A 25,574-nucleotide genomic window follows, 5' to 3' on the forward strand; every position below is an offset into this window, starting at 1 on the left:
ACGATGGAGTGCTCATGACGCCTCGCTGTCGGATGCCGCGCGCCGGGCCGCGCGCTCGATGACGGGTTCCTGCATGGCCTGCTTGGACGACACCCAGAGGATTTCGGCGTCCCGGGCACCGGCCGAGACCAGCGCGTGCCGCATCTTGCTGTCGAAGTAGCAGGAATCGCCCGCGCGCAGCACGAGCGGCTCGTAGAACTCGGAATGCACGTGCAGTTCGCCCTCGAGCACGTAGACGAACTCCTCGCCCGCATGGCTGTGCAGCGCGTCGAAATCCGCCAGCGAATGCGCCTTGATGCGCGCCCGGATCGGCAGGAACTGCTTGCCCGTGAGGTCCGAGCACAGCATCTCGTAGACGTACTGCGGCGATTCGTAGCGCACCCCCTGCCCCGATCGCGTGACGCCGCGCCGGCCCGAGACGGCGTCGGCAGGTGTGCTGGAGAAAAGGTCCGCGACGTCCACGCCCAGCCCCTGCGCCAGCGCGACGATCTTCTCGTAGGTGGGCGAGAGCTGCCCCGTCTCGATCTTGGAGAGCGTGGAGACGGAAATGCCGCAGCGCGCGCTCAACTGCTGGAACGTGAGCTGGCGCTGCGCCCGCAGCACGCGCAGCTTGTCCGCGAGCACGGACACGCCGGTGTCGGCGCGAGACGGATTCGCCTTGCGTCGGGCCGCGGCACGGCGGGAAGCAACGAGATCTGCACCATCCACGTCGAATGTCCTGGAACGAGGTCACGTCGGCCGGTCTGCGCACCGAAACGCGCATGCCGGATCGGCAGCAATTGCCGGGGACTGCGGAATGACTATACGCGATTTTTTTCGTATCCGATAAATTTTCGCAGCCATGGCCGAGAGTATCGAATCCCCTGGACACAGCGTCCGGCGTCGCCGCCCGCATCCCGGACACGCAGCCGCGCCGCGCTGACTACAATACGCAGTCAAAGACCGCCGCCGTCCATTCCGTGTCCCTGCTCACCCGCGCCCGCTTCTTCGTCTCCGCTGCCCGTCTCGACCAGCTACCGCCGCCCGGCGCCCCCGAGGTCTGCTTCGTCGGCCGCTCGAACTCGGGCAAGTCCTCGGCGATCAACGTGCTGGCCGGCCAGAAGCGCCTCGCGTTCTCCAGCCGCACGCCGGGGCGCACGCGCCTGATCAACCTCTTCAGCCTGCCCGACCCGATCGACCCCGAGCAAGCGCTGGGCTTTCTGGTCGACCTGCCCGGCTACGGCTATGCCGAAGTGGCGCACAAGGAGATGGCGCACTGGGGCGACGTGCTCGGACGCTACCTGCGCGAGCGCAGCGCACTCGCCGCCGTGGTGCTCATGCTGGACATCCGCCGCGGCCTGACCGAACAGGACCGCAACCTGGTGCACTGGATCGCCCCGACCCAGCGCCCCGTGCTGGTCCTGCTGACCAAGGCCGACAAGCTGCCCTACGGCCAGCGCATGCGTGCCGTGGCCGCGATCCGCAAGGAACTCGACGAGCTCGGCACCCTGCGCGTCATCCCGTTCTCCGCCACGCACCGCATCGGCATCGAAGAAGCCACCACAAGCATCGAAACCTGGATTTCACCGCAGGTCGCGCCCTGAGACGCACCGCGGCCCATGGAGCCCTCATGTCCCAACCCGCTTTTGCCGCCTTCCCGCACAACCGCCCGCGCCGCCTGCGCCGCGACGACTTCACGCGCCGCCTGGTGCGCGAGAACCGCCTGTCGGTGGACGACCTCATCTACCCGGTGTTCGTCACCGAGGGCACGGGCGTGCGCCAGGCCGTACCCTCGATGCCCGGCATCGAACGCTACTCCCTGGATACCCTGCTGCCCGTGGCCCGCCAGTGCGTGGACCTCGGCATCCCCGTGCTTGCCCTGTTTCCGGCGATCGACGCCTCGCTCAAGACGCCGGACGGCATCGAGGCCACCAACCCCGACGGCCTGATTCCCCGCGTGGTCGCCGAGCTGAAGGCGCGCCACCCCGAGCTGGGCATCCTGACCGACGTGGCGCTCGACCCCTACACCAGCCACGGCCAGGACGGCGTGATCGACGAGGACGGCTACGTCATCAACGAAGCCACTTCCGAGATCCTGGTGCGCCAGGCCCTGGTGCAGGCCGCCGCCGGCGTGGACATCGTCGCGCCCAGCGACATGATGGACGGACGCATCGGCGCCATCCGCCAGGCCCTGGAGAACGACAGCCACATCCACACGCGCATCATGGCCTACTCGGCCAAGTACGCCAGCGCGTTCTATGGCCCCTTTCGCGACGCCGTCGGCTCGGCGAGCAACCTGGGCAAGTCGAACAAGGCCGCCTACCAGATGGACCCGGCCAACACCGACGAAGCCCTGCGCGAAGTCGCCCTGGACATCCAGGAAGGCGCCGACATGGTGATGGTCAAGCCCGGCATGCCCTACCTGGACATCGTGCGCCGCGTGAAGGACGAGTTCGGCGTGCCCACCTTCGCCTACCAGGTGAGCGGCGAGTACGCCATGCTGTGCGCCGCCGCCGCCAACGGCTGGCTGGACCGGGAGAAGACCATGCTGGAATCCCTGCTCGCGTTCAAGCGGGCGGGCGCGGACGGCATTCTCACCTACTTCGCCGTCGAGGCCGCGCGACTCCTGCAGCGCGCCTGAGCCGGCCCGCCGGGGTCTGCCGACAGGCCCCGGGTACGCTCACGGGAGCCGGCTGTCGCCGGCGGCGACGTCGTGGATGAGTTTGCCTTCGTACATCCCGACGAGGTCCTGCTCTTCGTGGCTGAACACGATGCGGCTGCGCTCCGACGTCATGTAGCCCGTCAGATACATCACCGGCTTGCCGACGTCGCTGCTGACCAGCCGCGCAACGCACAGCAGCGGGGCACCCACTTCCACGCGCAGCGTCGCCGCCACGTGCGGGGCCGCCGCGACGGCGGTAATCTCCTCGGTCACGTACCGGAACCGGACGCCGTCCGACAGCAGCATCTCGGAAATCGAACGCTCTTTGAGCGCGTCGCCGGTGATGTGGCCGGCGTGCTCGGCCATCACCCATGAGTCGACGAAGAGCAAGGGCACGCCGGATATGGCGCGCAGGCGGCTGGCGTACATCACCTGCGCGTCCTCGGCGAGCCCCATGGCCGCCGCGACATGCGGCGGCGGCGAGCGCCTCGACACCTCCAGAACGGTGACCTGGGTCTGCTTCGAGCGCTTGCCCAGCGACTCGATGAACGTGGATTCGGTGCGCGCCGGAGGCCTGGGAATCGTCTGCTTGACGAACGTGCCTCGCCCCAGGCGCTTCTCCAGCCACCCTTCTTCGACCAGGTCCGCGACTGCCCGGCGGACGGTGATGCGCGAGACGCCGAACGACTGGCCCAACTGCTCCTCGTTCGGGATGGGCTCGCCTTCCCTGTAGACGCCTCGCCTGATCTCTTCCCGAAGAGCCAGGAACAGTTGGCGGTACAAGAGATCACCGCGGTCGCGCCGAAGGAGTACTGACACTGTCTCGTCTCGTTGAAGGGATGGGTAACGACAGCATTGTCGGTCAAGTCCGCCGCCGCTCTCAACTCGCCTGGGCATGCGCCCCCCACGCAACATTCACACATGTTTTGTCAACCGGGTTTACACCGTATTGCTAGGATGACGTCATAACAATATGATGGCATCACCCCATGACGGAGTACGCGCAGGGCGGACGGCGTTGCGGGGTATCCCGAATACCGCCACCCGATCGAGGTGAGACGGAAATAACAAATACAACCCGTGGACACGAAGCATCCACCGGAGGAGACACGATGATCAATGGAATGCTGGGGCGCTGCATCGCGGTCACCGGAGCCGCACTACTCGCAGGAGGCAACGTGGCTTTTGCGCAATCGAGCGGGGTGCAGCTTTATGGTGTGGTGACAGCCGGTATTTCGCAAAAGACCAACCAGACCGGCGGCACGACCCAGTTCGGCAACTACCTGCTGAATAGTTCGTACCTGGGGCTGAGGGGCAGCGAAGACCTCGGTGGCGGACTGCGGGCGACTTTCCAGCTTGAAACCGGCGTCGAAACCGGCACCGGGGAAGCCGGCTCCGGCTCGAAATTCTGGAATCGCCACGCCACCGCGGGCCTTGCCAACGGGCAATTCGCACTCACGCTGGGGCGCCAGTTCCATGCGTCCACGGACCGGGTGACCCGCAGCCTGGACGCCTTCAACGTCAGTGGGGCGAGCCTGCACGTCACGCCGCTGGCGCTGTTCGGCGTCAACAAGTTCATGAACAACGACAACCGAAGCGACAACACCATCAAGCTCCGCTGGAACGGGCCGGCCGGTGTGACCGCCGCGCTGAGTACCGCGCCTGACCACGACTCCGGCCGGAGCATGGGGTTCGACCTGGCCCAGGTCACCAGGAACTACGTCGTTGCCCTCTATGGCGTCAGATTCAAGTCGCCCAACCCGGTTGCGGCGACGGGCCAGCGTCCCGAGCACCGGGTCCTGGGCGCCGGCGGCCAATACCGGGTCGGCCAGGCCGTGCTCTACCTCAACGTCGCCAGGAGCAGTCTGGAAGCTTCTGCGGCGGGCCGGCCGAAACAGACCAATACGCTGCTGATCCCGGGCATCCGATACAACATGCTGCCTTTCGTCCTGAAGGCTTCGTACACGCTGGACAGCGGCAAGAACATCAACAACGTCGCGGGCCGCGACGGGAAGAAAAAGACGCTGATCGCCGCCATCGAATATCACTTGTCAAAGCGGACCGCGGTGGCTTTCGCGGTCTTTCGCAATTCGTTCACGGACGGCTACAAGCTCGATCCGGTCAATATCGCCGCGCTGGCCCGGGACCCGGAGAGCTCTTCCACGTCCGGATACGCCATGGGACTTCGCCACAATTTCTAAACAACCCCCTGCACCCCGGGGCGGGCTGAACGCCCTCTCGATGGGTGCCATCGACAACCCACTTTTCAGAAAGAACATGGTCATGGCCCTGCAAGGCAGTGTGAAAGTATTGGTGCCCTGCGGCTCCCTCGGGGCCGGTGTGCGCGAGAGCGAGATAGCGTACGGGCTGGCCAAAGGGGCGGACGTCATTGCGACGGACGCCGGCTCGACCGACAGCGGCGCGGCCTACCTTGCCCTGGGCAAATCCAAGAACAACCGCGGCGCGGTCAAGCGCGACTTGGGCATCCTGCTGCGCGCCCACGCCCAGACGGGCGTGCCGGTGATCATCGGCACGGCCGGCCAGGCGGGCGGCGATCTCAACGTCGACTGGACGCGGGACATCGTCCTGGAGGTCGCGCAGGAACTGGGCATCGCGCCCAGGATCGCGCTGCTGTACTCGGAACAGGACAAGACGGCCCTCAAGGCGCTCAACCAGCAAGGCAAGGTGCGGCCGCTGCCGCCCCTGGGCCCGCTAGAGGACTCGGTCATCGACGCGTGCGAGCACATCGTCGGACTGATGGGGGTGGAACCCTTCGTCGCCGCGCTGCAGGCCGGCGCGGACATCATCATCGGCGGCAGATCCACCGACACCGCCGTCCTGGCGAGCTATCCGATCTGGCGCGGCGCGCCCTGGGGGGCCTCATGGCACGCCGGCAAGATCGCCGAATGCGGGGCTCAATGCTGCCTCAATCCCGCCGATGGCGCGGGGGTCCTGCTGACCATCGACGAGCACGGTTTCGAGGTCGAGCCGTTGTCCACGACCAACCGGTGCACGCCGCACAGCGTGTCCAAGCACATGCTGTACGAAAACAGCGACCCGCACCACCTGCACGAGCCGGGCGGCATTCTCGACGTCACGGAGGCGGTTTACGTGCAGTCCGGCGAGCACGCCGTCCGGGTGGAAGGCGCCCGCTGGCTGGCGCAGCCCTACACCATGAAGCTCGAAGGGGCGGCCGCCGGAGACTACCAGACGCTGATGCTCGTCGGCATCCAGGACCCCGACGTTCTCGCCGACGTCAACGCATTCCACGATCGGCTGCTGGCGGCGCTCTACGAACGCACCCGCAAGTCGATTCCCGCGCAGGAACTGGGCGAATTCCACATCTCGCTGCGCATGTACGGCTGGAACGCCGTGACCGGAGACGTCCCGGTGAATGTTCCCCCACCTCGGGAAATCGGGGTGCTGTTCGTCGCCACGGCGCGGACCCAGAAGCTGGCCAACGCGATCGCGCACGCCTGCAACCCCTATTTCTTCCACTATCCGATGGTGCCGAACAAGGAGTTGCCGAGCTACGGCTTCGCCTTCAGCCCGGCCGACATTCCGCGCGGCCGGATCTTCGAGTTCAAGCTCAATCACGTCGTCGCCGTCGACGACCCCCTGTCGCTGGTCCGCACGGTCTGGCTGGACCGGGACGGCAAGTCCGCCGCGGCCTGAACGCAACCAGGAAAGAAAACCGTCATGCCCAAGCTGCGAGAAGTCTGTCACCACATCCGCTCCAAGGTCGCGGGCCCGTTCTGGGTCACGGTGGACCTGTTCTTCGACGGGGAGGAAAAGTACCGCCGATACCGGGACTGCACGGAACTGTCCGCGGAACTCTTTCATCGGCTGTACGGCGTGGATCCGGCCCTGGTCAAGCGCATCCCGGTCGACTCCCTGCACGTACTGAAGTTCTCCTTTCCCAGGACCACCCCGCAGGGGGGCATGGTCGAGCGCGACATGCACTCCGGCCAGCAATACGTGCGCCTACTCGACGTCGAACTGGAGGCCGGGTAGCCCCCCGTACGCGCTGACGCGCGCCGCCCCGGGGGGGGGGGAAGCGGCAACTGAAACAAACCGCAGGCAGGAGACAAAAAAATGAACCAACAATACTCGCCGCAAAGGCGAAAATTCGTCGCGGCCGCGATTGGCGCCGCCGCGCTCGGCTCCGCATGGGGTTCGACCGCATGGGGTTCGACCACATCGGATTCGACCTACCCGGACAAGCCCGTCCGGATGGTTCTGCCGGTGCAGCCCGGCTCCGCCGTCGACGCGACCGCGCGGCGGCTGGCGCCGCTGCTTGAAGCGTCGCTCGGACAGCCCCTGGTCCTCGACAACCGGCCCGGTTCCGGGGGCTCGATAGCGACCACCACGCTGGTACGCAGTCCGGCCGACGGCTACACGCTCGCGATGGTGGCCTCCACCCATTGCATCACGCCGCACCTCTACCCGACCAGCTTTCACCCGATCCGCGATGTGCAACCCATCGTCGCGCTCACCTCGGGTCCGTTGATCTTCGTCGTGAACGCAAGCGTTCCCGCCCGGGACGTCCAGCAGTTCGTGGCCTATGCCAAGGCACGTTCGGACAAACGGCCCGTGCCGATGGGCAACTCCGGCAACGGAACGGCCAACCACCTCGCCAGTGCCCTGATGTCGCTGCAGGCCGGGTTCCAGGTGCTCCATGTTGCATACCGAGGCATCGGCGCATTCTCGACGGACCTGGCGGGCGGCCAGGTCGAGGCGGGCTTCCTTCCCCTGGTCGCGGCGGCTCCACTGATGCAGAGCGGCCAGATACGGGCGCTGGGCATCAGCACGCCCAGGCGGCTGCCGGCACAGCCCGATCTGCCGACCCTGGCGGAGTCCGGGCTGCCCGATTTCGACGTCGACGCCTGGGTGGCGCTGATCGCGCCCAGGGGAGTGCCGTCGGCGATCGTCGAGCGTCTCAACGGCGAATTCAACGAGGCGCTGCGCACGCCGGAGGTCGAACGGTTCATCGCCGAGGGCGGCGGCGACGTCATCGGCGGCACCGTCAAGGACAGCGAGAGCCTGTTCGAACGCGAATACACCGGCTACGGCCAATTGATCGCCGCCGCGGGAGTCAAGGCGGATTGAGTTTCCCCGACATCCGGACTCACCGAGGGCCAGCCCGCCCTCGACGACCCATGACACTCAAGAAACCCTTCCAGTGGGCCCTCCTGGCGGCCGGCGCCGCGGCGGCCGTCGTCCTGCTGCGAGCATTCCATGTCCCCGGCGCGGTGCTGCTGGGGCCGATGCTCGTGGCGATCGGCTTTGCCTTGAGCGGCGCGGGCCTGAAGCTCAAACCGGGCATCTTCCTGCCCGTTCAGGCAGTCCTCGGCTGCATGGTCGCATCCGTCGTCAGTTGGGACCTGCTCGGCTTGATCGCGGACCATTGGCTGACGGTGCTGGTGGTGAATGTCCTGAGCATCGTTGCCGCAAGCGTCATCTCCGCAGTGTTCACGCGCCGCGGCTGGCTGCCGGGCCAGTCGGCGATCTGGGGGCTGTCCCCCGGCGCGGCCTCGACGATGATGATGCTCGGCGAGCAGCGCGGGGAGGATCCCCGGGTGATTGCCTTGATCCAATACCTGCGGATCGTCCTGGTCACGCTGACGGCCATTGCGGTGGCGGGCCTCGTCGGCGCGCGCGGCGGATCTGCCGCTGCGCCGCCGGCGACGGTGTTCCTCTCCGGCCCGGTCTCGCCCGGCGTACTCGCCACGCTCGCGGGGCTCATCGCCGCCGGCCTCGCCGCCGCCATGGCGACCAGGCGGGGACAGGCGGCGTTCTGGGTTCCCGTCATCGTGGGCAGCGGTTTGCATCTGGCGCACCTGGCAACCGTGCAGATCCCCGTCGTGCTCGCTGCCGTTGCGTTCGGATTCGCAGGCGCCTACGCAGGCCTGCGTTTCAACAAGCAGGTACTGCTTGCCTGCGCGCGCCTGCTGCCGGCGATGCTTCTTGGAATCGTCCTGATGATAGCCGCGTGCATCGCGCTGATGTGGCCGATTCAGCGCTCGTTCGCAGGGGTCGATGCGCTCACGGCCTTCCTCGCCATCATGCCCGGCGGCATCGACGCCGCCGTGGCGGTCGCCCACGGAATGCATGCCTCCGTGCCCGTGATCATCGCCGTGCAGGTCATGCGGCTGATCGTCGTCACCCTCCTGGCGCCTCGCATGGCGCGGGTGGTGTCCAGATACTGTGAACCCAGGTAGCGCCCAAATGCATACTGAGCAACCGCAGATGTACCCCGACGGCGTGCGCCGCGAAATCGACGTCGCGCAATACGGCTCGCTGGTGGAGTTGATGAATATCGCGTTCACCCGGTATGCGCGCTCGCGCGCATACCGGTTCATGGGCCGCTCGTTCACTTTCGCGCAAGTGGATGCATGGTCCAGGGCATTCGGCGCCTATCTGCAATCCCTCGAACTGACGCGAGGCGACCGGGTGGCCGTGATGATGCCCAATGTCCCGCAATACCCGATTGCCATTGCCGCGATCCTGCGTGCGGGACTGGTGGTGGTGAACGTCAATCCGCTGTACACGCCGCGCGAACTCGAGCACCAGTTGGTCGACTCCGGGGCCAGGGCGATCGTCGTTCTGGAGAATTTCGCGGCCACCGTGCAGGCGGTCGTTGCGCGCACGCAAGTCGAGCACGTCGTCGTCGCCAGCATGGGCGACATGCTCGGCGTCAAGGGCCATCTGGTCAACTACGTCGTGCGCAGGGTCAGGAAACTCGTCCCGCCATTCACGCTGCGCAACCCGGTGGGTTTCCGTGAAGCGCTTGCCATCGGAGGCAAACTCGACCTGCGGCGCGTTGCGCCGCAACCCGACGATCTGGCCGTCCTTCAATACACGGGCGGCACGACCGGCCTCAGCAAGGGGGCGATGCTGCTGCATCGCAATCTGGTCGCCAACATCCTGCAATCGGCGGAATGGTACGTGCCCGCCTTGAAAAAGGTCCCGCCCGGCGAGCAGTTGACCTTCGTCTGCGCGCTGCCCATCTATCACGTGTTCGGCTTCACCGCCTGCGTCATGCTGGGCATGCACATGGGCGCGATGAACATCCTCATCCCCAATCCACGCGACCTGAAGGCCCTCTTCGCCGAATTGCGGGGCGTCACGTTCCACAGCTTCCCGGCAGTCAACACGCTGTTCGCCGCGATGGCGAACCATCCCGGCTTCGACTCGGTGAACTGGCGCAATCTGGTCCTTGCCGTCGGCGGCGGAGCCGCCGTGCAAAGCGGGGCCGCGGAACTCTGGCTGAAGAAGACGGGCTGCCCGATCTGCGAAGGCTATGGCCTGTCCGAGACGAGTCCGTCGGTCGCGTGCAATCCGGTCGACAGCACGTCCTACACGGGCAGCATAGGCCTGCCCCTGCCCAACACGCAGATCGTGCTGCTCGATGACGAGGGCGGCCGGGTTCCCCCAGGCCAACCCGGCGAGATCGCGGTCCGGGGACCGCAGGTCATGGCCGGCTACTGGCGGTATTGGGAACGCAAGGACGAAGCCTACAAATACCCGGCCCCCGACGGGTTCTTGCGCACCGGCGACGTCGGCATCCTCACGGACGACGGCCATTACAGGATCGTGGACCGCAAGAAGGACATGATTCTCGTCAGCGGCTTCAACGTCTACCCCAATGAAGTCGAGGATGTCGTCTCGCAGATCCCGGGGGTACTGGAATGCGCCGTGGTGGGCGTCACGGACCAGGGCACCGCCGAGGCCGTCAAGCTCGTGGTGGTGACGAAAGCGGACGGCCCCAGTGAAAAGACCATTCGACTTCACTGCCAGCAGAACCTGACCGCCTACAAGCGGCCGAAGATCGTGGAGTTCCGCCAGGAACTGCCCAAGTCCTCGGTCGGAAAGATACTGCGCCGGGAGCTGCGTTCCGCAAAATGACGACCACCTCGAATCCGCAAATCGCCCGCTTCAACAAGTCGGCCGCGTTCTTCGTGGCGCTGGCGATCTTCGCCCAGGAGTCCGTCTGGAACTTCTACGACGCGCAGGTTCCCGCTTCGCTCAGGCAGTACGTCAGCAGCGCCGCGGTGATCGGCCTGTTGATGGGCGTGGACAACCTGCTGGGCATCTTCGTCCAGCCATGGATGGCGCACAGGTCCGACCAGTACAAGGCGAACGGCGGCAACCGGCTGCGCTTTCTGCTCGTCGGCGCCACCCTCGCCGCGCTGCTGTTCTCGCTCATCCCCTGGGCGAACTCCTTCGGGATGCTGCTGGTCTCGATGATCGGCTTCGCGTTCGTCGCGAACGGGTTCAAGTCCATCACGGAATCGCTCACGGCCGACTACCAGGCGCCGAACCATCGCAGCAAGGGCAACGCAGTGGCCCGCATCGGCGTCGCGTTGACCATACTGGCCTCCGCCGCCATCAGCTTCATCGTGGTGGACAGGGATTTGCGCCTGGCCTTTCTCATCCCGGCGATGCTCCTGGTCATCGGCATGTACATCGCATGCTGGGGACTGTCGTCGCGTAAGCCCTATGGCGCGGCGCAGGAAAGCGACGCCGGCCCGCCCCTCGGCCTGAAGGCGCTGGTCCTGGACATCTTCACGTCGCCGGACAAGCGCCGGCTGCTGCTGCTGTTCGCCGTCTTTGGCGCGCAAGGCACCTGGACGGCGATCCGCTCCCAACTGACCCCCTATGCCATGGAAGTGCTCGAGCTGTCCCGAGGCGCTGCCGGCTCCATCGGTTTTCCTGCCGGCATCGCCTTCCTGGTGGCGGCGATACCGGTGGCCATCATCGCCGAGCGCACCAGCCGCGCGCTGGTCTGCATGCTCGGCATGGCTGTCATCGCCCTGGGCTGCGTGGCGATCTTCTTCTCGACGAGCGCATTCGAAGTCTCGGCAGCCATGGCCGTGGTTGCGGTGGGCTGGGCCGCGTTCACCATCAACGCGGTCGCGATCCTCTGGAGCATCGCGCTCCATCAAAGGTACCTGGGCACCTACACGGGCTTGTACTGGACCGCGGCAGCCGTCGGCCAGACGCTGATGCCGGCGCTGCTGGGCCTGCTGGTCGACCTGACGGCATGGCGCTACATGATGCTGCATGCCGCCGGCTTCGCCTGCCTGTCGGTGCTCCTGCTGCTGAAGGTCGTGCGCAGTTCCACGCCCGGGCCTGGCGGCCGGACTGCGGAAGTCCGAGACCACCGTCTTTCTCGATCACAACCCGGAGACAACGCATGAATGAAACCGTAGACGGCATCGACGCCATCACCTTGGAAATCTGGTGGAGCCGCCTGGTAGCGGTGGTCGACGAAGGCGCCACGGCGCTGCTGCGCACCGCCTTCTCCACCATCGTCCGGGAATCCAACGACTTCGCCACCGTGCTGATGAACGTGCGCGGGGAGTCGATCGCGGAAAGCAGCGGCGGTATCCCTGCCTTTGCGGGCATCATCCCGAGGACTGCGCGGGCCATGCTCAGGAAGTTTCCGCTGGAAACGTGGCGCGAAGGCGATTGCGTGCTGACCAACGACCCCTGGATCGCGACCGGGCACCTGCCCGACATCACAGTGGTGACCCCGGTGTTCTACCAAGGGCGCATCGTCGGGTTCGCCGGCTGCGCAGCGCACTCGCCGGACGTGGGCGGCAACCTGTCGGCAACGTGCCGCGACCTCTTCGAAGAAGGCGTGTGCATTTCGCCGATGCATCTGTACCGGGCCGGCGAGCGCAACGAGCCCTTCCTGGAGCTTTTCCTGAACAACGTGCGGCTGCCGGAGCAGGTGCTCGGCGACCTGGAAGCGCAGTGCACCGCGAACAGGGTCTGCTGCGAGCGGGCCGTCGACTTTCTGCAGGACAGCGGCGAGCCCGGTTTCGAGCGCCTGTCCGCCGCCGTACTGGAAAAGGCGGATGCGGCGATGCGCAAGGCCATCTCGGCGATTCCCGACGGCCGCTACGCCTCGGCCATCGAGGCGGACGGCATTCCGGGGCACCCGACGATCATCCGCTGCGCCATCACCGTCGAAGGCGACCGGATGACCGTGGATTACGAGGGCACCTCGGCGCAGGTCGACAAGGGCACGAACTGCACGATCAACTACACCCAGGCCTACTCGGTCTACCCCATCAAGTGCGCGCTGGACCCGCTGACCCGCAGGAACGAGGGTTCCTACCGGGCCATCGAAGTCCGGGCGCCCGAAGGCAGCATCGTCAACGCGCAGTACCCGGCGGCGGTGGCGGCCCGCCACCTGACCGGACATTTGCTCTCATGCGCCATCTACCAGGCCTTGAGTACCGTCATCCCGGAACAGGTCATCGCCGACAGCGGCGGGGCGCCGGCCTTCCGGGTCGGCTTCGCGGGCGTGACCGATGCCGGCGAACGATTCGGCCAGATCCTGTTCGCCAGCGGGGGCATGGGAGCGTCGGCCCGCCAGGACGGACTGTCCGCGACGGCGTTTCCCACGAACTCGGGCGCAGGCAGCATCGAGGCGCTCGAAGCAGCGGCGCCGTTGCTTCTGGCCAGAAAGGAGTACCGGCAGGATTCCGGTGGTCCCGGCCGGTTCCGCGGCGGCCTGGGCCAGGAATGCGTCGTCCGGAATCTTGCCGCGCGGCCGGTGGTGATGGGCATGCTCGGCGACCGCCAGGCCCATCCCGCGCTGGGCTTGCATGGCGGATTGCCGGGCGCGCCGGCGCAGGTCATCCTGCCCGACGGTTCCTGCGCGAGCCTGAAGTCCCAGACCACGCTCGCACCCGGGGCCCGTGCCGTCATCCGGTTTGCCGGAGGGGGAGGCTTCGGCGATCCCGCGGCGCGGCCGGCCGCGGCGGTCGCGGCAGACGTGGCGGACGGCTTCGTCTCCCGGGAGCAGGCGCGCAGCGTCCATCCCCAGTTCACCGGATTTGACGATGGAGATGCCCGATGAAACGCAGCACCCGCATCGGCGTGGACATTGGCGGCACTTTCACGGACTTCGTCCTGCACGACGAATCGCGCGGCATCACGCGCATCGGCAAGCGTCTCACCACGCCGGATGCGCCCAGCCGGGCCATCGTGGAGGGGATCCAGCGTTTGCTGGCCGAGACGAATACCGATCCGGCGCAGATCGGCAGCATCGTCCACGGGACCACCCTCATTACCAATACCGTCCTGGAACGCACGGGAGCAAAGGTCGGCCTGCTGTGCACCGAGGGCTTTCGCGACGTTCTGGAAATGGGGCGCGAGAGCCGGTACGACGTCGACGACCTCTTCCTGCCGCCGGTGCCCGTCATCGTTCCGCGCCGGTTACGCCGCCCCGTCCGGGGACGGATGCTGGCCAGCGGCGTCGAATTCGAGCCCCTTGACGTCGAGGACGTCGTGCGCGAAGCGCGCTGGCTGGTCGAGTCGGAGCGGGTCGAAGCGCTGGCCATCGCCTTCATGCACGCCTACCGGAACCCGGCCCACGAACAACGCGCGCTGGAGGCGGTGCGCACGCTGTATCCGGACCTGCTGGTCACACTGTCCTCGGAGGTCGCGCCCGAGATCCGCGAGTACGAGCGCACCAATACCGCCTGCGTCAACGCCTACGTGCAGCCTCGGGTACATGCCTACATGAGCCGGCTCACGCAGGACCTGGCCGGCATCGGGTTCGCGGGCGAGCTTTACATCATGCTGTCGGGCGGCGGCATCACGACCATCGACGACGCCCGCCGCTTCCCGGTGCGCCTGATCGAGTCCGGTCCGGCGGCGGGCGCCATGGCGGCGGCGTTCGTGGCGCGCCAGGTCGGCGAGGACCGCATGATTTCCTTCGACATGGGCGGAACCACCGCCAAGATGTGCCTGATCGAGGATGGCAGGCCCAACCTCAAGCACGAGTTCGAAGCGGGCCGCATCCGCAAGTTCAAGCAGGGTTCGGGCCTGCCGCTAAAGCTCACGGTGATCGATCTGATCGAGATCGGCACGGGCGGCGGGTCGATTGCCGCGGTGGACGCCAATGGACTCATGAAGGTCGGCCCGCGCAGCGCCGGTTCGAACCCGGGCCCCGTCGCCTACGGCCTGGGCGGCGCCGAGCCCACCGTCACCGACGCCGACCTGGTGCTCGGCTATCTGAACCCGCAGTTCTTCCTGGGCGGCGAACTGGAACTGTCGCTGGACGCGGTCAAGACGGCGATGCGCACGCGCCTGGGCGAACCTCTCGGCGTGGATGCCATGGAGGCCGCGCGGGGCATCCAGGCCATTGCCAACGAGACCATGGCCGCGGCAACCCGCATGCACCTGGCCGAGAAAGGCAAGGACCCGCGCGCGCACGCGCTGTTTGCGTTCGGCGGCGCGGGGGCCGTGCACGGCTACGCGCTCGCGCGCCTGCTCAAGGTTCCGCGCCTCATCGTGCCCATGGGTGCCGGCGTCATCTCCGCACTGGGCTTTCTCGTCGCCGCGCCCGCCGTCGACGAGGTGCGCGGCTACGTGACGCGCCTGGATGGCGCCGACTGGCCGGCGGTGAACACCCTGTTTTCCCGGATGGAGGCCGCCAGCCGGGACCTCCTGGCCCGGGCCGCCCTTGGCGGGGGGGAGATCTTCATCCGCCGGCAAGCCGACATGCGCTATGTCGGCCAAGGCTTCGAGGTCACCGTGGACCTTCCCGCCGGGCCGCTGGACGCGGCTCGCATCCCGCAGATCAGGCAGGCATTCGATACCGCGTACCGGGAGCGTTTCGGCCGCGTGGTCGAGGACGTGGCCATCGAGGCCGTCAGTTGGCGACTGTCCGCGTGCCTGCCGGAGCAGGACATCACGCTGGCCTACGCCTGCGTCGACGGTGACGCGCTGCGTGGCGAACGGGACGTGTACTTCGACGGCTACGGTTTCACGAAGGCCAAGGTCTATGACCGCTATGCGCTCAAGCCCGGCGTACGGATTGTCGGGCCAGCCGTGGTCGAGGAAAGGGAGTCGAGCTGCAGCCTCGGTCCCGACTGCACCTTCACGGTCGACCGCTTCTTCAACCTGGTCGTCGATATCGACCATGGCGCACGCCCCGCCACGACGACAGGGGCCGAACCGGCGATGGAGGAGCGGACATGAGCGATCGAGCGGCGCGGACCGTGGTGGTCACGCAAAGGTTCTTCGATGAAGAGACCATTTCCTATCTGGACGCACACGGCTGCGAGGTCCGCCTGGCGGATCTTCCTCCCGGCAAGGCCGACGGGGAACTCACGGAGGAAACCCTGCTGCAGACGCTTGCGCACGCCGACGGCTGGATCGTCGGCCATGCCCGGGTCACCCGGCAGTTGCTGAGCAGGCTGCCCAGGCTGCAGGTCATCGCGCGTCGCGGGGTGGGCTACGAACGGGTGGACACCGCGGCGGTGAAGGACCTCGGCAAGGTGGCCGCGATCGCCGTCGGGGGCAACGATGCCTGCGTTGCCGATCATGCACTGGCGCTGATGCTTGCCGTCAATCATCGATTGCGCGAATCGCAGTTGCAGATGAACGCGGGGTCCTGGGCCATTCTCACCGGGACGGATCTGTACCGGAAGACCGTGGGCATCGTGGGTCTGGGCCGCATCGGCCGCGGCGTCGTGCAGCGCCTCAAGGGTTTCGAGACGCGGATCCTCGCGGTGACGGCGAACCCCGACCCCGGCTGGTCGCGCCAGCACGGCGTGGAGCATGTCGGGCTGGACACCCTGCTCGCGCTGAGCGACGTCGTGAGCCTGCACGCGCCGCTGACGGACGGAACGCGCAGGCTCATCGACGCCGGGGCGCTGGCCCGCATGAAACCCACGGCCATCCTGGTCAACACGGCCCGCGGCGGCCTGGTGGACGACGCCGCGCTGCTCGACGCCCTCAAGGCCGTCAGGATCGCCGGCGCGGGACTGGACGTTTACCTCAGCGAGTCCGACCCTGCGTACACGGGCGTGACCGCGGAATTGATCGCGCTGCCCAACGTCGTCGCGACGCCGCACTCGGGAGCATCCACGCGCGAGGGGCTCATCCGCACGAACCGGATTGCCGCACAATGCGTCGTTGCGGTCCTGGAGGGAAGGGAACCGCCGGCAGCCTGCGTGATCGCGGACGGGCGCCCGCGCGCATGACGTCCCGTTCGACCTCATCCCCAGGCACGAAACGTATAAAAGGAGGCAGACCATGACGCAGATGCTGCGCACGGACGTGGCGATCGCGGGCGGCGGCCTGGCGGGCATCGTCACCGCGCTGGAGTGCCTGCGCGCCGGGCTGCACGTGACCCTGGTGGACCGCGACACGCCCGCGCGCCTGGGCGGCCTGGCGTTGTGGGCCTTCGGCGGCATGGCCCTGGTGGACACGCCCCTGCAGCGGCGCATGAAGATCCCGGACTCGCCCGAGCGCGCCCTGCGCGACTGGATGAGCTTCGGCGAGCTGAACGAGGCCGATGTCTGGCCGCGCCGCTGGGCCGAACATTACGTGCAGCACTCGGGAACGCAGGTCTACGACTGGCTGCGTGCACAAGGCATCAAGTTCCTTCCCGCCGTGAACTGGGTGGAGCGCGGACGCCACGGCGAGGGCAACAGCGTGCCGCGCTACCACATCGTCTGGGGCACCTCGCACGAACTCGCGCGGCGCATGATCGCGGCCATGCGGGGGGCCGACCCGGGCGGCCGCCTGACGGTGCTTTCCGGGCACCGCGTGACCGCCATCGAGCGCAAAGCCGGCGCGATCTCGGGCATGCGGGCCGTGGACGAGGCCCGCGGCACGCCGGTGCAGGTGCACGCGCCCGTAGTGGTGCTGGCCATGGGCGGCCTGAACGGCTCGACCGAACAGGCGATCGCCAACTGGCCGCCGCACCGCCCGCGCCCGGCCGCGGTGCTCAACGGCGCCCACCCCTTCGGCGATGGCGAACTGCACCGGCACGTGGCCGGCGAACTCGGGGGCCGGGTCACCCACGCCGGCGAAATGTGGAACTACGCCGCCGGCATCCCGCACCCGCAGCCGCATTTTCCCGGCCACGGGCTTTCCACCATCCCCTGCAAGTCGGCGCTATGGCTGGACCACCGCGGCCGGCGCATCGGCCCCGAGCCCCTGGTCACGGGCTTCGACACGCACGACCTCTGCCAGCGGGTGGCCGCGCTGGAGCAGCCCTGGACCTGGCACCTGCTGAACTGGCGCATCGCGGCCAAGGAGTTCGCCATCTCGGGCGCGGAACACAACCAGCGCATGCGCGACAAGCAGTTCGTCCGCTTCGTGCTGGAAACGGTTCTGGGCAACCATCGCCTGGTCAGGCAGATGCAGCGCGAAAGCCCGCACTTCCTGGTCGACGCCAGCCTGGCCGGCCTGGCGCGCAAGATGAACGCCCTGACCGGAACGTCCGACATCGACCCCGCCGTGCTGCAGGCCACGGCCGACGCCTTCGACGCCAACTTCGCCAGGGGACTGGCGCTTGCCAACGATGACCAGATCCGCCGCATCCTGCATGCACGCCAGTGGGGCCCCGACCGCATCCGGACCTGCAAGCCCGCGCCGCTGCAGGCGAAAGGCGCCGGCCCCTACATCGCCATCCGGATGCAGCTCATCACGCGCAAGAGCCTGGGCGGGGTCCAGACCGACCTGCAAAGCCGCGTGCTGCAAGCCGACGGTGCCGCCGTGCCGGGCCTGTATTGCGTGGGCGAGGCCGCCGGCTTCGGCGGCGGCGGGGCGAATGGCAAGCGCTCGCTCGAAGGCACTTTCCTGCCAGGCTGCATTCTGACGGCGCGCGCCGCCGCGAAGTCCATCGCGACGGGAACCTGACCACCGGCCGAAGCGGGAACGACCCGCCCCTGGAGACAAACATGAACGGCGCACAAGCCCTGATGAAAACCCTCGCCGACGCCGGCGTGACGGTGTGCTTCAGCAACCCCGGCACCTCGGAAATGCATTTCGTGGCCGCGCTGGACCACGAGCCGCGCATGCGCGCCGTGCTGGCCCTGTTCGAAGGGGTGGCCACCGGCGCGGCCGACGGCTACGCGCGCATGGCCGGCAAGCCGGCGGCCACGCTGCTGCACCTGGGCTGCGGCCTGGGCAACGGCCTGGCCAACCTGCACAACGCGCGCAAGGGGCGCGTGCCGGTGCTCAACATCGTGGGCGAGCACGCGACCCACCACGTGAAGTACGACGCGCAACTGCAGTCCGACATCGAGACTGTGGCGCGCAACGTCTCCACGTGGGTGCGGACCTCGGCGTCCACCGGGGAGCTGTGCCGGGACGCCGCGCAGGCGGTGGCGGCCGCCGTCGGGCCGCCGGGCCAGGTGGCCACGCTGATCCTGCCGGCCGACGTGTCCTGGAGCGAAGGTGGCGTGCCGGCCGCCCTGCCGCCGCCGGTGCCGCCCGCGCTGGCCGACGACGCGGTCATCGAGGGCATCGCCCAGGCCATCCGGTCCGGCGAAAAAGCCGCGTTGCTGCTGGGCGGACGAGCCCTGCTCGAACCGGGCCTGCTGGCGGCCTCGCGCATCGCGGCCAGGACCGGCGTCAGGCTGTTTGCGGAAGTCTTTCCCACGCGCATCGAGCGCGGCGCGGGCCTGCCGCACGTCGAACGCCTGGCCTACCTGGCCGAGCTGGCCTCGGTGCAACTGCACGGCTTGAAGCACCTGATCCTCGTCGATGCCAAGTCGCCGGTGTCCTTCTTCGCCTACCCCGGCAAGGCCAGCGACCTGGTGCCCGAAGGCTGCCGGGTGCATGCGCTGGCCACGAGCGCCCAGGACGCGGTGGGCGGCTTGCAGCGGCTGGCCGCCGGGCTCGGCGCCGACGACGCCGAACCCGTGCTGCAAGCGCCCTTGCGTCCCGGCCGGCCCAGAGGCAAGCTCACCGCGGAAAAAGTCTGCAAGGCCGTGGGCCACGTGCTGCCCGAGGGCGTGATCATCGTGGACGAGGCCCAGACCTCGGGCGTGATGCTGCCGCACTTCACCAGGGGCGCGCCGCGCCACGACGTCATCACGCTGACGGGCGGCGCGATCGGCCAGGGCCTGCCGAACGCGGTGGGGGCAGCCGTCGCCTGCCCCGAGCGGCCCGTGCTGGCCCTGGTGGGCGACGGCTCGGCCATGTACACCATCCAATCGCTGTGGACGATGGCGCGCGAGGGACTGAACGTCACCACCGTCATTCTCAACAACAAGTCCTACGCGATCCTCAACGTGGAACTGCAGCGCGTGGGCGCCGCCGGCAATGGCGCCGGCGCGGGCCCCAAGGCGCGTGCGCAACTGGATCTGGCCGATCCCGGCCTGGATTTCGTGCAGATGGGCGCCAGTATGGGGGTACATTCGGTACGTGCCGCCACTACCGAGGCCATGGTCGATGCGCTCGCCCACGCGCTCGCCACGCCGGGCCCGCACCTGATCGAGGCCGTGGTGCCCAACGCCTTCTCGGGGCTGAAGCTGCGCCTGCTGCCGCACATCCTGGGTTCGCTGTCCGGCCTGCCGCAGCCGCTGGCGCGCATCATCAAGCGCAAGGTCGCGCCGTGACGGCCCGGGACGTCCCCCACCCCCGCGCTTTCGACCAGGACCGGAACGATGACGCCCGCACCACCGCCGCACCCGATCGTTGAGCCAGGCATGGACGGCCCGGCGTGCCAGGCCTTGTTCGACGCGCAGGCCGCCACCGCGCTGGCGCTGCGCTCCTCGCAGCCCCGCGAGCGCCGGGCCAGGATCGCCCGCCTGCGCGATGCCGTGCTCGCCCACCGCGAGCGCTGGCGCGCCGCTTTCGAGGCGGACCTGCGCAAGCCCGCGCTGGAAGTCGAGCTCACCGAACTCCTGCCGGTGGTGGACGAAGCCCACATGGCCATCGCCAGGCTCGCCAAGTGGATGAAGCCGCGCCGGGTGCCGCCCACGCTCACCACGCTGGGCACCCGGGCGCGGGTGCTGTACCAGCCCCGGGGCCGCTGCCTGATCATTGGGCCGTGGAACTACCCGTTGAATACCGTGCTCGGCCCGCTGGTTTCCGCCGTGGCCGCGGGTAACACGGCCATCATCAAGCCCAGCGAGTTCACGCCGAACGTCAACGCGGTCATCGCCGACGTCGTGCGCGAGGTTTTCGACCCCGCCGAAGTCGCCCTGGTCCAGGGCGGCGCGGCGACCGCCGAGTCCCTGCTCGCGCTGCCCTTCGACCACATCTTCTTCACCGGCTCGCCGGCCATCGGCAAGGTGGTCATGGCCGCGGCTGCCCGGCACCTCGCGTCGGTGACGCTGGAACTGGGGGGCAAATCGCCCGCCATCGTGGACGCTGGCGCCGACGTCGAAGCGGCCGTGCAGCTTCTGGTGTGGGGCAAGCTCACCAACGCCGGCCAGACCTGCATCGCGCCCGACCATGTCTACGTGCACCGCCAGGTGGCCGCGCGCTTCGCCCGGCGCTGGCGCGAGGTGGTCGCGGCGCGCTTCGGCGCGACGCCGCCGGCGGTGGCCGCCAGCCCGGACCTCGGGCGCATGATCAGCGTCCGGCACGCGCGCCGCGTGGCGGACTTGCTGGACGACGCGCTGGCCCGGGGCGCACGGTTGATCGACGGCGGGCAGTACGACTGCGCGCAGCGCTACGTGGCCCCGACGCTGGTCGGCGACGTGCCGGCCGATGCCCGCCTGGAGCACGAGGAGATCTTCGGCCCCCTGATGCCGATGTACGTCTTCGACGGCCTCGACCCGGTGGTGGCACGCATCAACGCGGCACCCAAGCCCCTGGCGCTGTACCTATGGAGCCGCACGCGGGAGCACATCGACGCGGTCACCGCCCGGACCAGTTCCGGCGGGCTCTGCCTGAACCATTGCGTACAGCAGTACGCCCATGCCGGCCTGCCCTTCGGCGGCGTCAACCAGTCCGGTATCGGCAACGCCCACGGGTACCACGGGTTCAAGGCCTTCTCGCACGAGCGCGCCTTCCTGCGGGCGGCGCCGCTGATGCCGCTCAGGGTCTTCTTCCCGCCCTACTCCGCACGCAAGCTCGCGCTCGCTCGCCGCCTGGTGGACTGGCTGGGCCGCATCCGATAGCTGGGCAGTCAATCCCCTAGGCTGAGGATGTACTCGACAAGGCGTGCACCCTTGGGGCCGCAGCCGATTCGACCCCATGCGCTTTTTGCCTTGGGGCTGCCCGGCGGCGATGCCGCCCGGTGGTCAGCGTGCCCAGTACAGCCGTTCGGGGTTGTCGACCAGGACCAGGCGCCGCCGGGCTGGGTCCGGTACCCAGCGCGTCAATTGGTCGAACAGCCGGGCCCCATCAGGCACAAAGCCGTGCATCTGGGCCACCGGATGCGGCCAGTCCGAGCCCCAGAGCATTTGGCGGGGCGCCGAGTCGGCAAGCTCGCACGCGACCTCGTCGACGTCGGAAAAGTCCGGCGAGCCGGCGCGGGACGAAAGGTACGGTCCGGACAGCTTAAGGTAGTTTCGGGGATTGCAGAGTAGCCGTCGCACCAGGGCTGCGGTCGCGCTTGACCGTCCCTGCGGCTGCGGAATCCAGCCGAGATGGTCGATGACGAGAGGGCAGGCCAATCCTGCCAGCACACTTTCCCATTCGAGAAGTACCTCCTTGTCTCGCGCGCCAACGATGTTCATCGACCAGCCGCGCTCGTCGATGCGCCCGGCCAGCACCCGCAGCTCGGCGGCGGTGGGCGTTCTGCCCTTGCCGAAGTAGACGCGGATGCCTCGAACCCCCGCGTCGTCCAGTCGGTCGAGCGCGGTGTCCGTGACTTCGGGGTAGACGAGCGCCACGCCGCGCGCCGCCTCCTGCCCGAGCTGCTCGAGCCCGTCCAGCAGGCAGGCCGGATCGTCGCCGTAGTTCGACGACACCACGAACACCGAACGGGCAAGGCCGAGGCGACGCTTGAATTGCCGATACTGTTCGACCGTGGCCGGCGGCACCAGGGGCTCCCCGGGCTTTTGAAAGCGGACATCGAAGATGTGGTGGTGGCAGTCGACCGCGCCGGCGGGGCTCGCAGACTCGGGCGCTGCGCTCCCGCTCGAGTGGGGCGCGCAGCTATCCTCGGCGCGCAGCCAGATATCTTTCGGATTTGTCATTCGGCCTTGATCCCCGCAGTCTTGATGATCCGGCCGGCTTTCTCGTACTCGCGGCGGAAGATGTGCTCGGCCTCCTCGACCGAGCTTGCCAGGACGGTGCCGCCGGATTCATGGACGAGTCGCACGACGTCAGGCGCATGCAACGCGCGCACGACTTCCCCATTGATCCGCTCTAAAGCGGGGGCAGGGATGCCCGCGGGCCCTATCAGTGCGAGCCAGCCGTCCACGTCGAACCCGGGCACTCCCGATTCGGCGACGGTCGGCAGGTCGGGCAGGGTCGGAATGCGCTGGGCCGTACTGAGTGCCAGCGCCTTCAGGCGCCCCGAACGCACCAGCGGCTGGGCTGCGATCACGGGCAGGAAGCCTGCGTCGATGTGGTGCCCGACAATATCCTGCACATAGCTGGTGTTGCTCTTGTAGGGCGCATGTATGAACCTGATGCCGGTGCTCGACTCCAGCAGGGCGGCCGCAAGCTGAACTGCCGAGCCATTGCCGGCATTGCCGATGACCAGCGGCTGCGCAGCGGATCTCGACCTGGCCAGCGCGATGAACTCGTGCAGGTTCCCGACGGGCAGGTCAGGGTGGACCACCAGCATTGCCGGGCCCGACGTCATGACGCAGATGGGTTGTACATCCGTCAGCGTGTCGTACGGCATCTTCTCGTGGAGGTGTGGATTGATGCAGTGCGTCGACGAGGTCATGCCCAGCGTGTACCCGTCGGCGGGGCTGCGAACCATCTGGCCGGTCGCGATGATGCCCGATGAACCCGGGCGGTTGTCGACGACGACGGATTGGCCGAGTGCGCGCGACATGTGCGGCGCCATGACACGCGCGATCGCATCGACCGCGGAACCGGGCGAGGTGGTCAACAGCAGCGTGATGGCCCGGTCAGGGTAGGGTCCTGCATGCGCGACTCCCACGATGGCCGCCCCGGCGGCCGCGACCAGAAGCTGGCGACGGCTAACGAGCAAATCGGTTCCCATGTAGAGGTGTCTCCTTAGTCTTTCTTCTCCCCCGAAGGGATGACGCCCAGTCGTCCACCTTGCGTCCCTCGACGTCGATCCCGACCCGGCTGGAGGCGGTGATGCCGTCGAACGGAGAACGATCATCCCAGCGAACGGCGCGCTCAGCGCCGGCACTCGGCGGCCGGATTCACGCGCGCGTTCCACTCGGCCTCGGCCGCCCAGGCAGGGCGGCCCACTCGCCTGCCATGCATGGGTGCATGGCCAGTCTTTTCGTCTCGCGTTTTTGTAATGTCATCATGCCATCATGTCATCATATATCCATGACATTAATTCTCCAGTATGGTTTACCCGGAATTGCGGTATTCCCGTCGACTCGGCCGAGGGCCGCTCCTCGAGCCCGGCATCGCATGGGAGCCGGGCGGATGGCAGTCGGGTCGGGTTGCGGAGAGCACCGCATATGACGGATGCGCGCAAGTTATTGAGAAACTTGCCGTATCGGACTCAGGCGTAGTCCGGCGAAGTTCAGCGCGGAGTCATGCTGAAACGACGAAAGCCGGCGGCCGGGCACGGCGAAGGGCCGGTATCATCCAGGGTCGAGCGGTCACGGAAGACGATGGCGTTGCGCAAAGATGCTCCGTCCCGAGGGCTGCGGAGCGAACCGGTCTGCGGCTCGCTTCGCGGGACGCGCCGCCTCGGTGATGCGCCTTGCGCAGGACAGCTTCCGGCTCAAGGCGCTTTTCAGCTCTACACGATCGTGCTTTCGCACATGGCCGCACGGATTTCCGACGACATGGTCTTTACGGATGCAGCCGTGCTTTCCCTGGGCCTGGAACGCAATCACCCCCGCAGCATCCCCTCCAGCCGCTGCCGGATCAGCGCCTCGGCCTCGCCCATGATGCGCGAGACCAGCTCCCCGCAGCTCGGGATGTCGTGGATCAGCCCGGCCACCATGCCGCAGCTCCAGGCGCCTGCGTCCAGGTCGCCTTCCTTCAGCACCTTCTGGTTCTGCGTGCCCACCACGTAGGCGCGGACATCGTCGATGGTCGTGCCGGCACCCTTCTCGGCTTCGATGGCCAGCACCTTGTCCACCGCGGCGTTGCGCATGACGCGCTCGGTGTTGCGCAGCGGGCGCATGATGAGCCGGGTCTGCAGTTCGTCGGCGTCGACCAGCGCCTGCTTGACGTTCTGGTGCACCGGGGCTTCCTTGGTGGCGATGAAGCGCGTGCCCATGTTCATGCCGTCGGCGCCCAGCGCGAGCGCCGCGACCAGGCTGCGGGCGTCGGCCATGCCGCCGGAGGCGACGAAAGGTACCGACAATTCCTCGGCCGCGCGCGGCAGCAGGATCATGTTGGGGATGTCGTCCTCGCCCGGGTGGCCGCCGCACTCGAAGCCATCGACGCTCACCGCGTCGCAGCCGATCGACTGCGCCTTCAGGGCGTGGCGCACGGAGGTGCACTTGTGGATGATCTTGATGCCGGCCGCCTTCATCTGCTTGACGTGGGCTTCCGGATTGCGGCCCGCGGTCTCGACGATGCGCACGCCGCCCTGGATGATGGCGTCGATGTACTCCGGATAGGGCGGCATCTTGAACGACGGCAGGAACGTGAGATTCACGCCAAAGGGCTTGTCCGTCATCTCGCGGCAGCGCGCGATCTCCTTGGCGAGGGCCTCGGGCGTGGGCTGCGTGAGGCCGGTGATGATGCCCAGCGCGCCCGCGTTGGACACCGCCGAGGCGAGTTCGGCCAGGCCGACGTGGTGCATGCCGCCCTGAATGATGGGGTGCTCGATCCCGAAGAGTTCGGTGATCCGGGTCTTCATCGCCATTGCTGTCTTCTCCTGGTGGTTCGCTTGAGACGAAAAAGTGCCGGACGGCGCGGCTCGAGGCACGCGGGGACAAACCAGAGGTACGCGGTTTGCTGAGAACCCGCTCGCCCCCTGGAGCGCGCAGCGAGATGGCGGCCCCGGCAAACCCGGCCATTGTGCTACAGATCGGCCGGACACGGCTGCGCGGGTCGGCGCGCCGCAAACGCGCCGGCGCGCCGGCGTTAC

General features: G+C 67.9%; 20 protein-coding genes. 15 read left to right on the plus strand and 5 right to left on the minus strand.

Going from position 1 to position 25,574, the window contains the following annotated elements:
• Window positions 1–12 precede the first annotated feature (12 nt).
• Complete coding sequence (locus FOZ76_RS12770; RefSeq protein ID WP_211366229.1) at window positions 13–708, minus strand: helix-turn-helix domain-containing protein; 696 nt, start codon at window positions 706–708, stop codon at window positions 13–15.
• A gap of 251 nt (window positions 709–959) precedes the next feature.
• On the opposite strand from FOZ76_RS12770, the gene yihA reads away from it, so the two are divergent.
• Window positions 960–1,583 (plus strand): ribosome biogenesis GTP-binding protein YihA/YsxC, encoded by a 624-nt coding sequence (gene yihA / locus FOZ76_RS12775; RefSeq protein ID WP_143948654.1) that lies wholly within the window; start codon window positions 960–962, stop codon window positions 1,581–1,583.
• A 26-nt stretch (window positions 1,584–1,609) separates the two neighbouring features.
• Window positions 1,610–2,620: a porphobilinogen synthase gene (gene hemB / locus FOZ76_RS12780; RefSeq protein ID WP_143948655.1), complete on the plus strand. Its 1,011-nt coding sequence runs from the start codon at window positions 1,610–1,612 to the stop codon at window positions 2,618–2,620.
• Window positions 2,621–2,659: 39 nt separating this feature from the next.
• On the opposite strand, the gene FOZ76_RS12785 is transcribed toward hemB, so the two are convergent.
• Entirely contained in the window at window positions 2,660–3,460 is an 801-nt protein-coding gene (locus tag FOZ76_RS12785; protein ID WP_170235421.1) for a GntR family transcriptional regulator, read from the minus strand.
• 293 nt (window positions 3,461–3,753) lie between these two features.
• On the opposite strand from FOZ76_RS12785, the gene FOZ76_RS12790 reads away from it, so the two are divergent.
• The 13 genes from FOZ76_RS12790 (at window position 3,754) to FOZ76_RS12850 (ending at window position 21,537) form a co-directional block, all read left to right on the plus strand.
• Entirely contained in the window at window positions 3,754–4,842 is a 1,089-nt protein-coding gene (locus tag FOZ76_RS12790) for a porin (protein WP_170235422.1), read from the plus strand.
• Between the two features lie 82 nt (window positions 4,843–4,924).
• Complete coding sequence (locus FOZ76_RS12795; RefSeq protein WP_246129483.1) at window positions 4,925–6,316, plus strand: acyclic terpene utilization AtuA family protein; 1,392 nt, start codon at window positions 4,925–4,927, stop codon at window positions 6,314–6,316.
• 24 nt (window positions 6,317–6,340) lie between these two features.
• A complete protein-coding gene (locus FOZ76_RS12800) occupies window positions 6,341–6,655 on the plus strand; it encodes a DUF4387 domain-containing protein (protein ID WP_143948659.1) in 315 nt (104 codons plus the stop codon).
• 81 nt (window positions 6,656–6,736) lie between these two features.
• On the plus strand, window positions 6,737–7,750 hold the full coding sequence (locus tag FOZ76_RS12805; protein ID WP_143948660.1) for a Bug family tripartite tricarboxylate transporter substrate binding protein: 1,014 nt from the start codon (window positions 6,737–6,739) through the stop codon (window positions 7,748–7,750).
• Between the two features lie 50 nt (window positions 7,751–7,800).
• A complete protein-coding gene (locus FOZ76_RS12810; RefSeq protein ID WP_246129485.1) occupies window positions 7,801–8,862 on the plus strand; it encodes an AbrB family transcriptional regulator in 1,062 nt (353 codons plus the stop codon).
• Window positions 8,863–8,869: 7 nt separating this feature from the next.
• Window positions 8,870–10,549 (plus strand): AMP-binding protein, encoded by a 1,680-nt coding sequence (locus tag FOZ76_RS12815; RefSeq protein WP_143948662.1) that lies wholly within the window; start codon window positions 8,870–8,872, stop codon window positions 10,547–10,549.
• Window positions 10,546–11,844: an MFS transporter gene (locus tag FOZ76_RS12820; RefSeq protein ID WP_143948663.1), complete on the plus strand. Its 1,299-nt coding sequence runs from the start codon at window positions 10,546–10,548 to the stop codon at window positions 11,842–11,844. Before FOZ76_RS12815 ends, FOZ76_RS12820 begins: the two co-directional genes overlap by 4 nt.
• Window positions 11,841–13,517 (plus strand): hydantoinase B/oxoprolinase family protein, encoded by a 1,677-nt coding sequence (locus FOZ76_RS12825; protein WP_143948664.1) that lies wholly within the window; start codon window positions 11,841–11,843, stop codon window positions 13,515–13,517. Before FOZ76_RS12820 ends, FOZ76_RS12825 begins: the two co-directional genes overlap by 4 nt.
• Window positions 13,514–15,646: a hydantoinase/oxoprolinase family protein gene (locus FOZ76_RS12830; RefSeq protein ID WP_143948665.1), complete on the plus strand. Its 2,133-nt coding sequence runs from the start codon at window positions 13,514–13,516 to the stop codon at window positions 15,644–15,646. The genes FOZ76_RS12825 and FOZ76_RS12830 overlap by 4 nt, the downstream gene beginning before the upstream one ends.
• Window positions 15,643–16,653, plus strand: coding sequence for a phosphoglycerate dehydrogenase (locus FOZ76_RS12835; protein ID WP_143948666.1), 1,011 nt, complete (start codon window positions 15,643–15,645; stop codon window positions 16,651–16,653). The genes FOZ76_RS12830 and FOZ76_RS12835 overlap by 4 nt, the downstream gene beginning before the upstream one ends.
• Before the next feature lie 52 nt (window positions 16,654–16,705).
• Window positions 16,706–18,319, plus strand: coding sequence for an FAD-binding protein (locus FOZ76_RS12840; protein WP_143948667.1), 1,614 nt, complete (start codon window positions 16,706–16,708; stop codon window positions 18,317–18,319).
• Window positions 18,320–18,360: 41 nt separating this feature from the next.
• On the plus strand, window positions 18,361–20,025 hold the full coding sequence (locus FOZ76_RS12845) for an acetolactate synthase large subunit (RefSeq protein ID WP_143948668.1): 1,665 nt from the start codon (window positions 18,361–18,363) through the stop codon (window positions 20,023–20,025).
• Between the two features lie 48 nt (window positions 20,026–20,073).
• Window positions 20,074–21,537, plus strand: coding sequence for an aldehyde dehydrogenase family protein (locus tag FOZ76_RS12850; protein WP_143948669.1), 1,464 nt, complete (start codon window positions 20,074–20,076; stop codon window positions 21,535–21,537).
• Between the two features lie 123 nt (window positions 21,538–21,660).
• On the opposite strand, the gene FOZ76_RS12855 is transcribed toward FOZ76_RS12850, so the two are convergent.
• The 3 genes from FOZ76_RS12855 to FOZ76_RS12865 form a co-directional block, all read right to left on the minus strand.
• Window positions 21,661–22,560, minus strand: a complete 900-nt coding sequence (locus FOZ76_RS12855) for an amidohydrolase family protein (protein WP_143948670.1) — start codon at window positions 22,558–22,560, stop codon at window positions 21,661–21,663.
• On the minus strand, window positions 22,557–23,543 hold the full coding sequence (locus FOZ76_RS12860; RefSeq protein WP_170235424.1) for a Bug family tripartite tricarboxylate transporter substrate binding protein: 987 nt from the start codon (window positions 23,541–23,543) through the stop codon (window positions 22,557–22,559). Before FOZ76_RS12860 ends, FOZ76_RS12855 begins: the two co-directional genes overlap by 4 nt.
• Before the next feature lie 819 nt (window positions 23,544–24,362).
• Complete coding sequence (locus tag FOZ76_RS12865) at window positions 24,363–25,343, minus strand: NAD(P)H-dependent flavin oxidoreductase (protein WP_143948709.1); 981 nt, start codon at window positions 25,341–25,343, stop codon at window positions 24,363–24,365.
• Between the last annotated feature and the right edge of the window lie 231 nt (window positions 25,344–25,574).

It is taken from the genome of Verticiella sediminum, from assembly GCF_007558815.1.
Classification (GTDB): domain Bacteria; phylum Pseudomonadota; class Gammaproteobacteria; order Burkholderiales; family Burkholderiaceae_B; genus Verticiella; species Verticiella sediminum.

What these genes read in the sequence shown, in the direction of transcription:
- hemB (WP_143948655.1), top strand. Translation starts at nt 1,610, where the DNA reads ATGTCCCAACCCGCTTTTGCCGCCTTCCCGCACAACCGCCCGCGCCGC.
- FOZ76_RS12790 (WP_170235422.1), top strand. Translation starts at nt 3,754, where the DNA reads ATGATCAATGGAATGCTGGGGCGCTGCATCGCGGTCACCGGAGCCGCA.
- FOZ76_RS12795 (WP_246129483.1), top strand. Translation starts at nt 4,925, where the DNA reads ATGGCCCTGCAAGGCAGTGTGAAAGTATTGGTGCCCTGCGGCTCCCTC.
- FOZ76_RS12800 (WP_143948659.1), top strand. Translation starts at nt 6,341, where the DNA reads ATGCCCAAGCTGCGAGAAGTCTGTCACCACATCCGCTCCAAGGTCGCG.
- FOZ76_RS12805 (WP_143948660.1), top strand. Translation starts at nt 6,737, where the DNA reads ATGAACCAACAATACTCGCCGCAAAGGCGAAAATTCGTCGCGGCCGCG.
- FOZ76_RS12810 (WP_246129485.1), top strand. Translation starts at nt 7,801, where the DNA reads ATGACACTCAAGAAACCCTTCCAGTGGGCCCTCCTGGCGGCCGGCGCC.
- FOZ76_RS12815 (WP_143948662.1), top strand. Translation starts at nt 8,870, where the DNA reads ATGCATACTGAGCAACCGCAGATGTACCCCGACGGCGTGCGCCGCGAA.
- FOZ76_RS12820 (WP_143948663.1), top strand. Translation starts at nt 10,546, where the DNA reads ATGACGACCACCTCGAATCCGCAAATCGCCCGCTTCAACAAGTCGGCC.
- FOZ76_RS12825 (WP_143948664.1), top strand. Translation starts at nt 11,841, where the DNA reads ATGAATGAAACCGTAGACGGCATCGACGCCATCACCTTGGAAATCTGG.
- FOZ76_RS12830 (WP_143948665.1), top strand. Translation starts at nt 13,514, where the DNA reads ATGAAACGCAGCACCCGCATCGGCGTGGACATTGGCGGCACTTTCACG.
- FOZ76_RS12835 (WP_143948666.1), top strand. Translation starts at nt 15,643, where the DNA reads ATGAGCGATCGAGCGGCGCGGACCGTGGTGGTCACGCAAAGGTTCTTC.
- FOZ76_RS12840 (WP_143948667.1), top strand. Translation starts at nt 16,706, where the DNA reads ATGACGCAGATGCTGCGCACGGACGTGGCGATCGCGGGCGGCGGCCTG.
- FOZ76_RS12845 (WP_143948668.1), top strand. Translation starts at nt 18,361, where the DNA reads ATGAACGGCGCACAAGCCCTGATGAAAACCCTCGCCGACGCCGGCGTG.
- FOZ76_RS12850 (WP_143948669.1), top strand. Translation starts at nt 20,074, where the DNA reads ATGACGCCCGCACCACCGCCGCACCCGATCGTTGAGCCAGGCATGGAC.
- FOZ76_RS12855 (WP_143948670.1), bottom strand. Translation starts at nt 22,560, where the DNA reads ATGACAAATCCGAAAGATATCTGGCTGCGCGCCGAGGATAGCTGCGCG.
- FOZ76_RS12860 (WP_170235424.1), bottom strand. Translation starts at nt 23,543, where the DNA reads ATGGGAACCGATTTGCTCGTTAGCCGTCGCCAGCTTCTGGTCGCGGCC.
- FOZ76_RS12865 (WP_143948709.1), bottom strand. Translation starts at nt 25,343, where the DNA reads ATGAAGACCCGGATCACCGAACTCTTCGGGATCGAGCACCCCATCATT.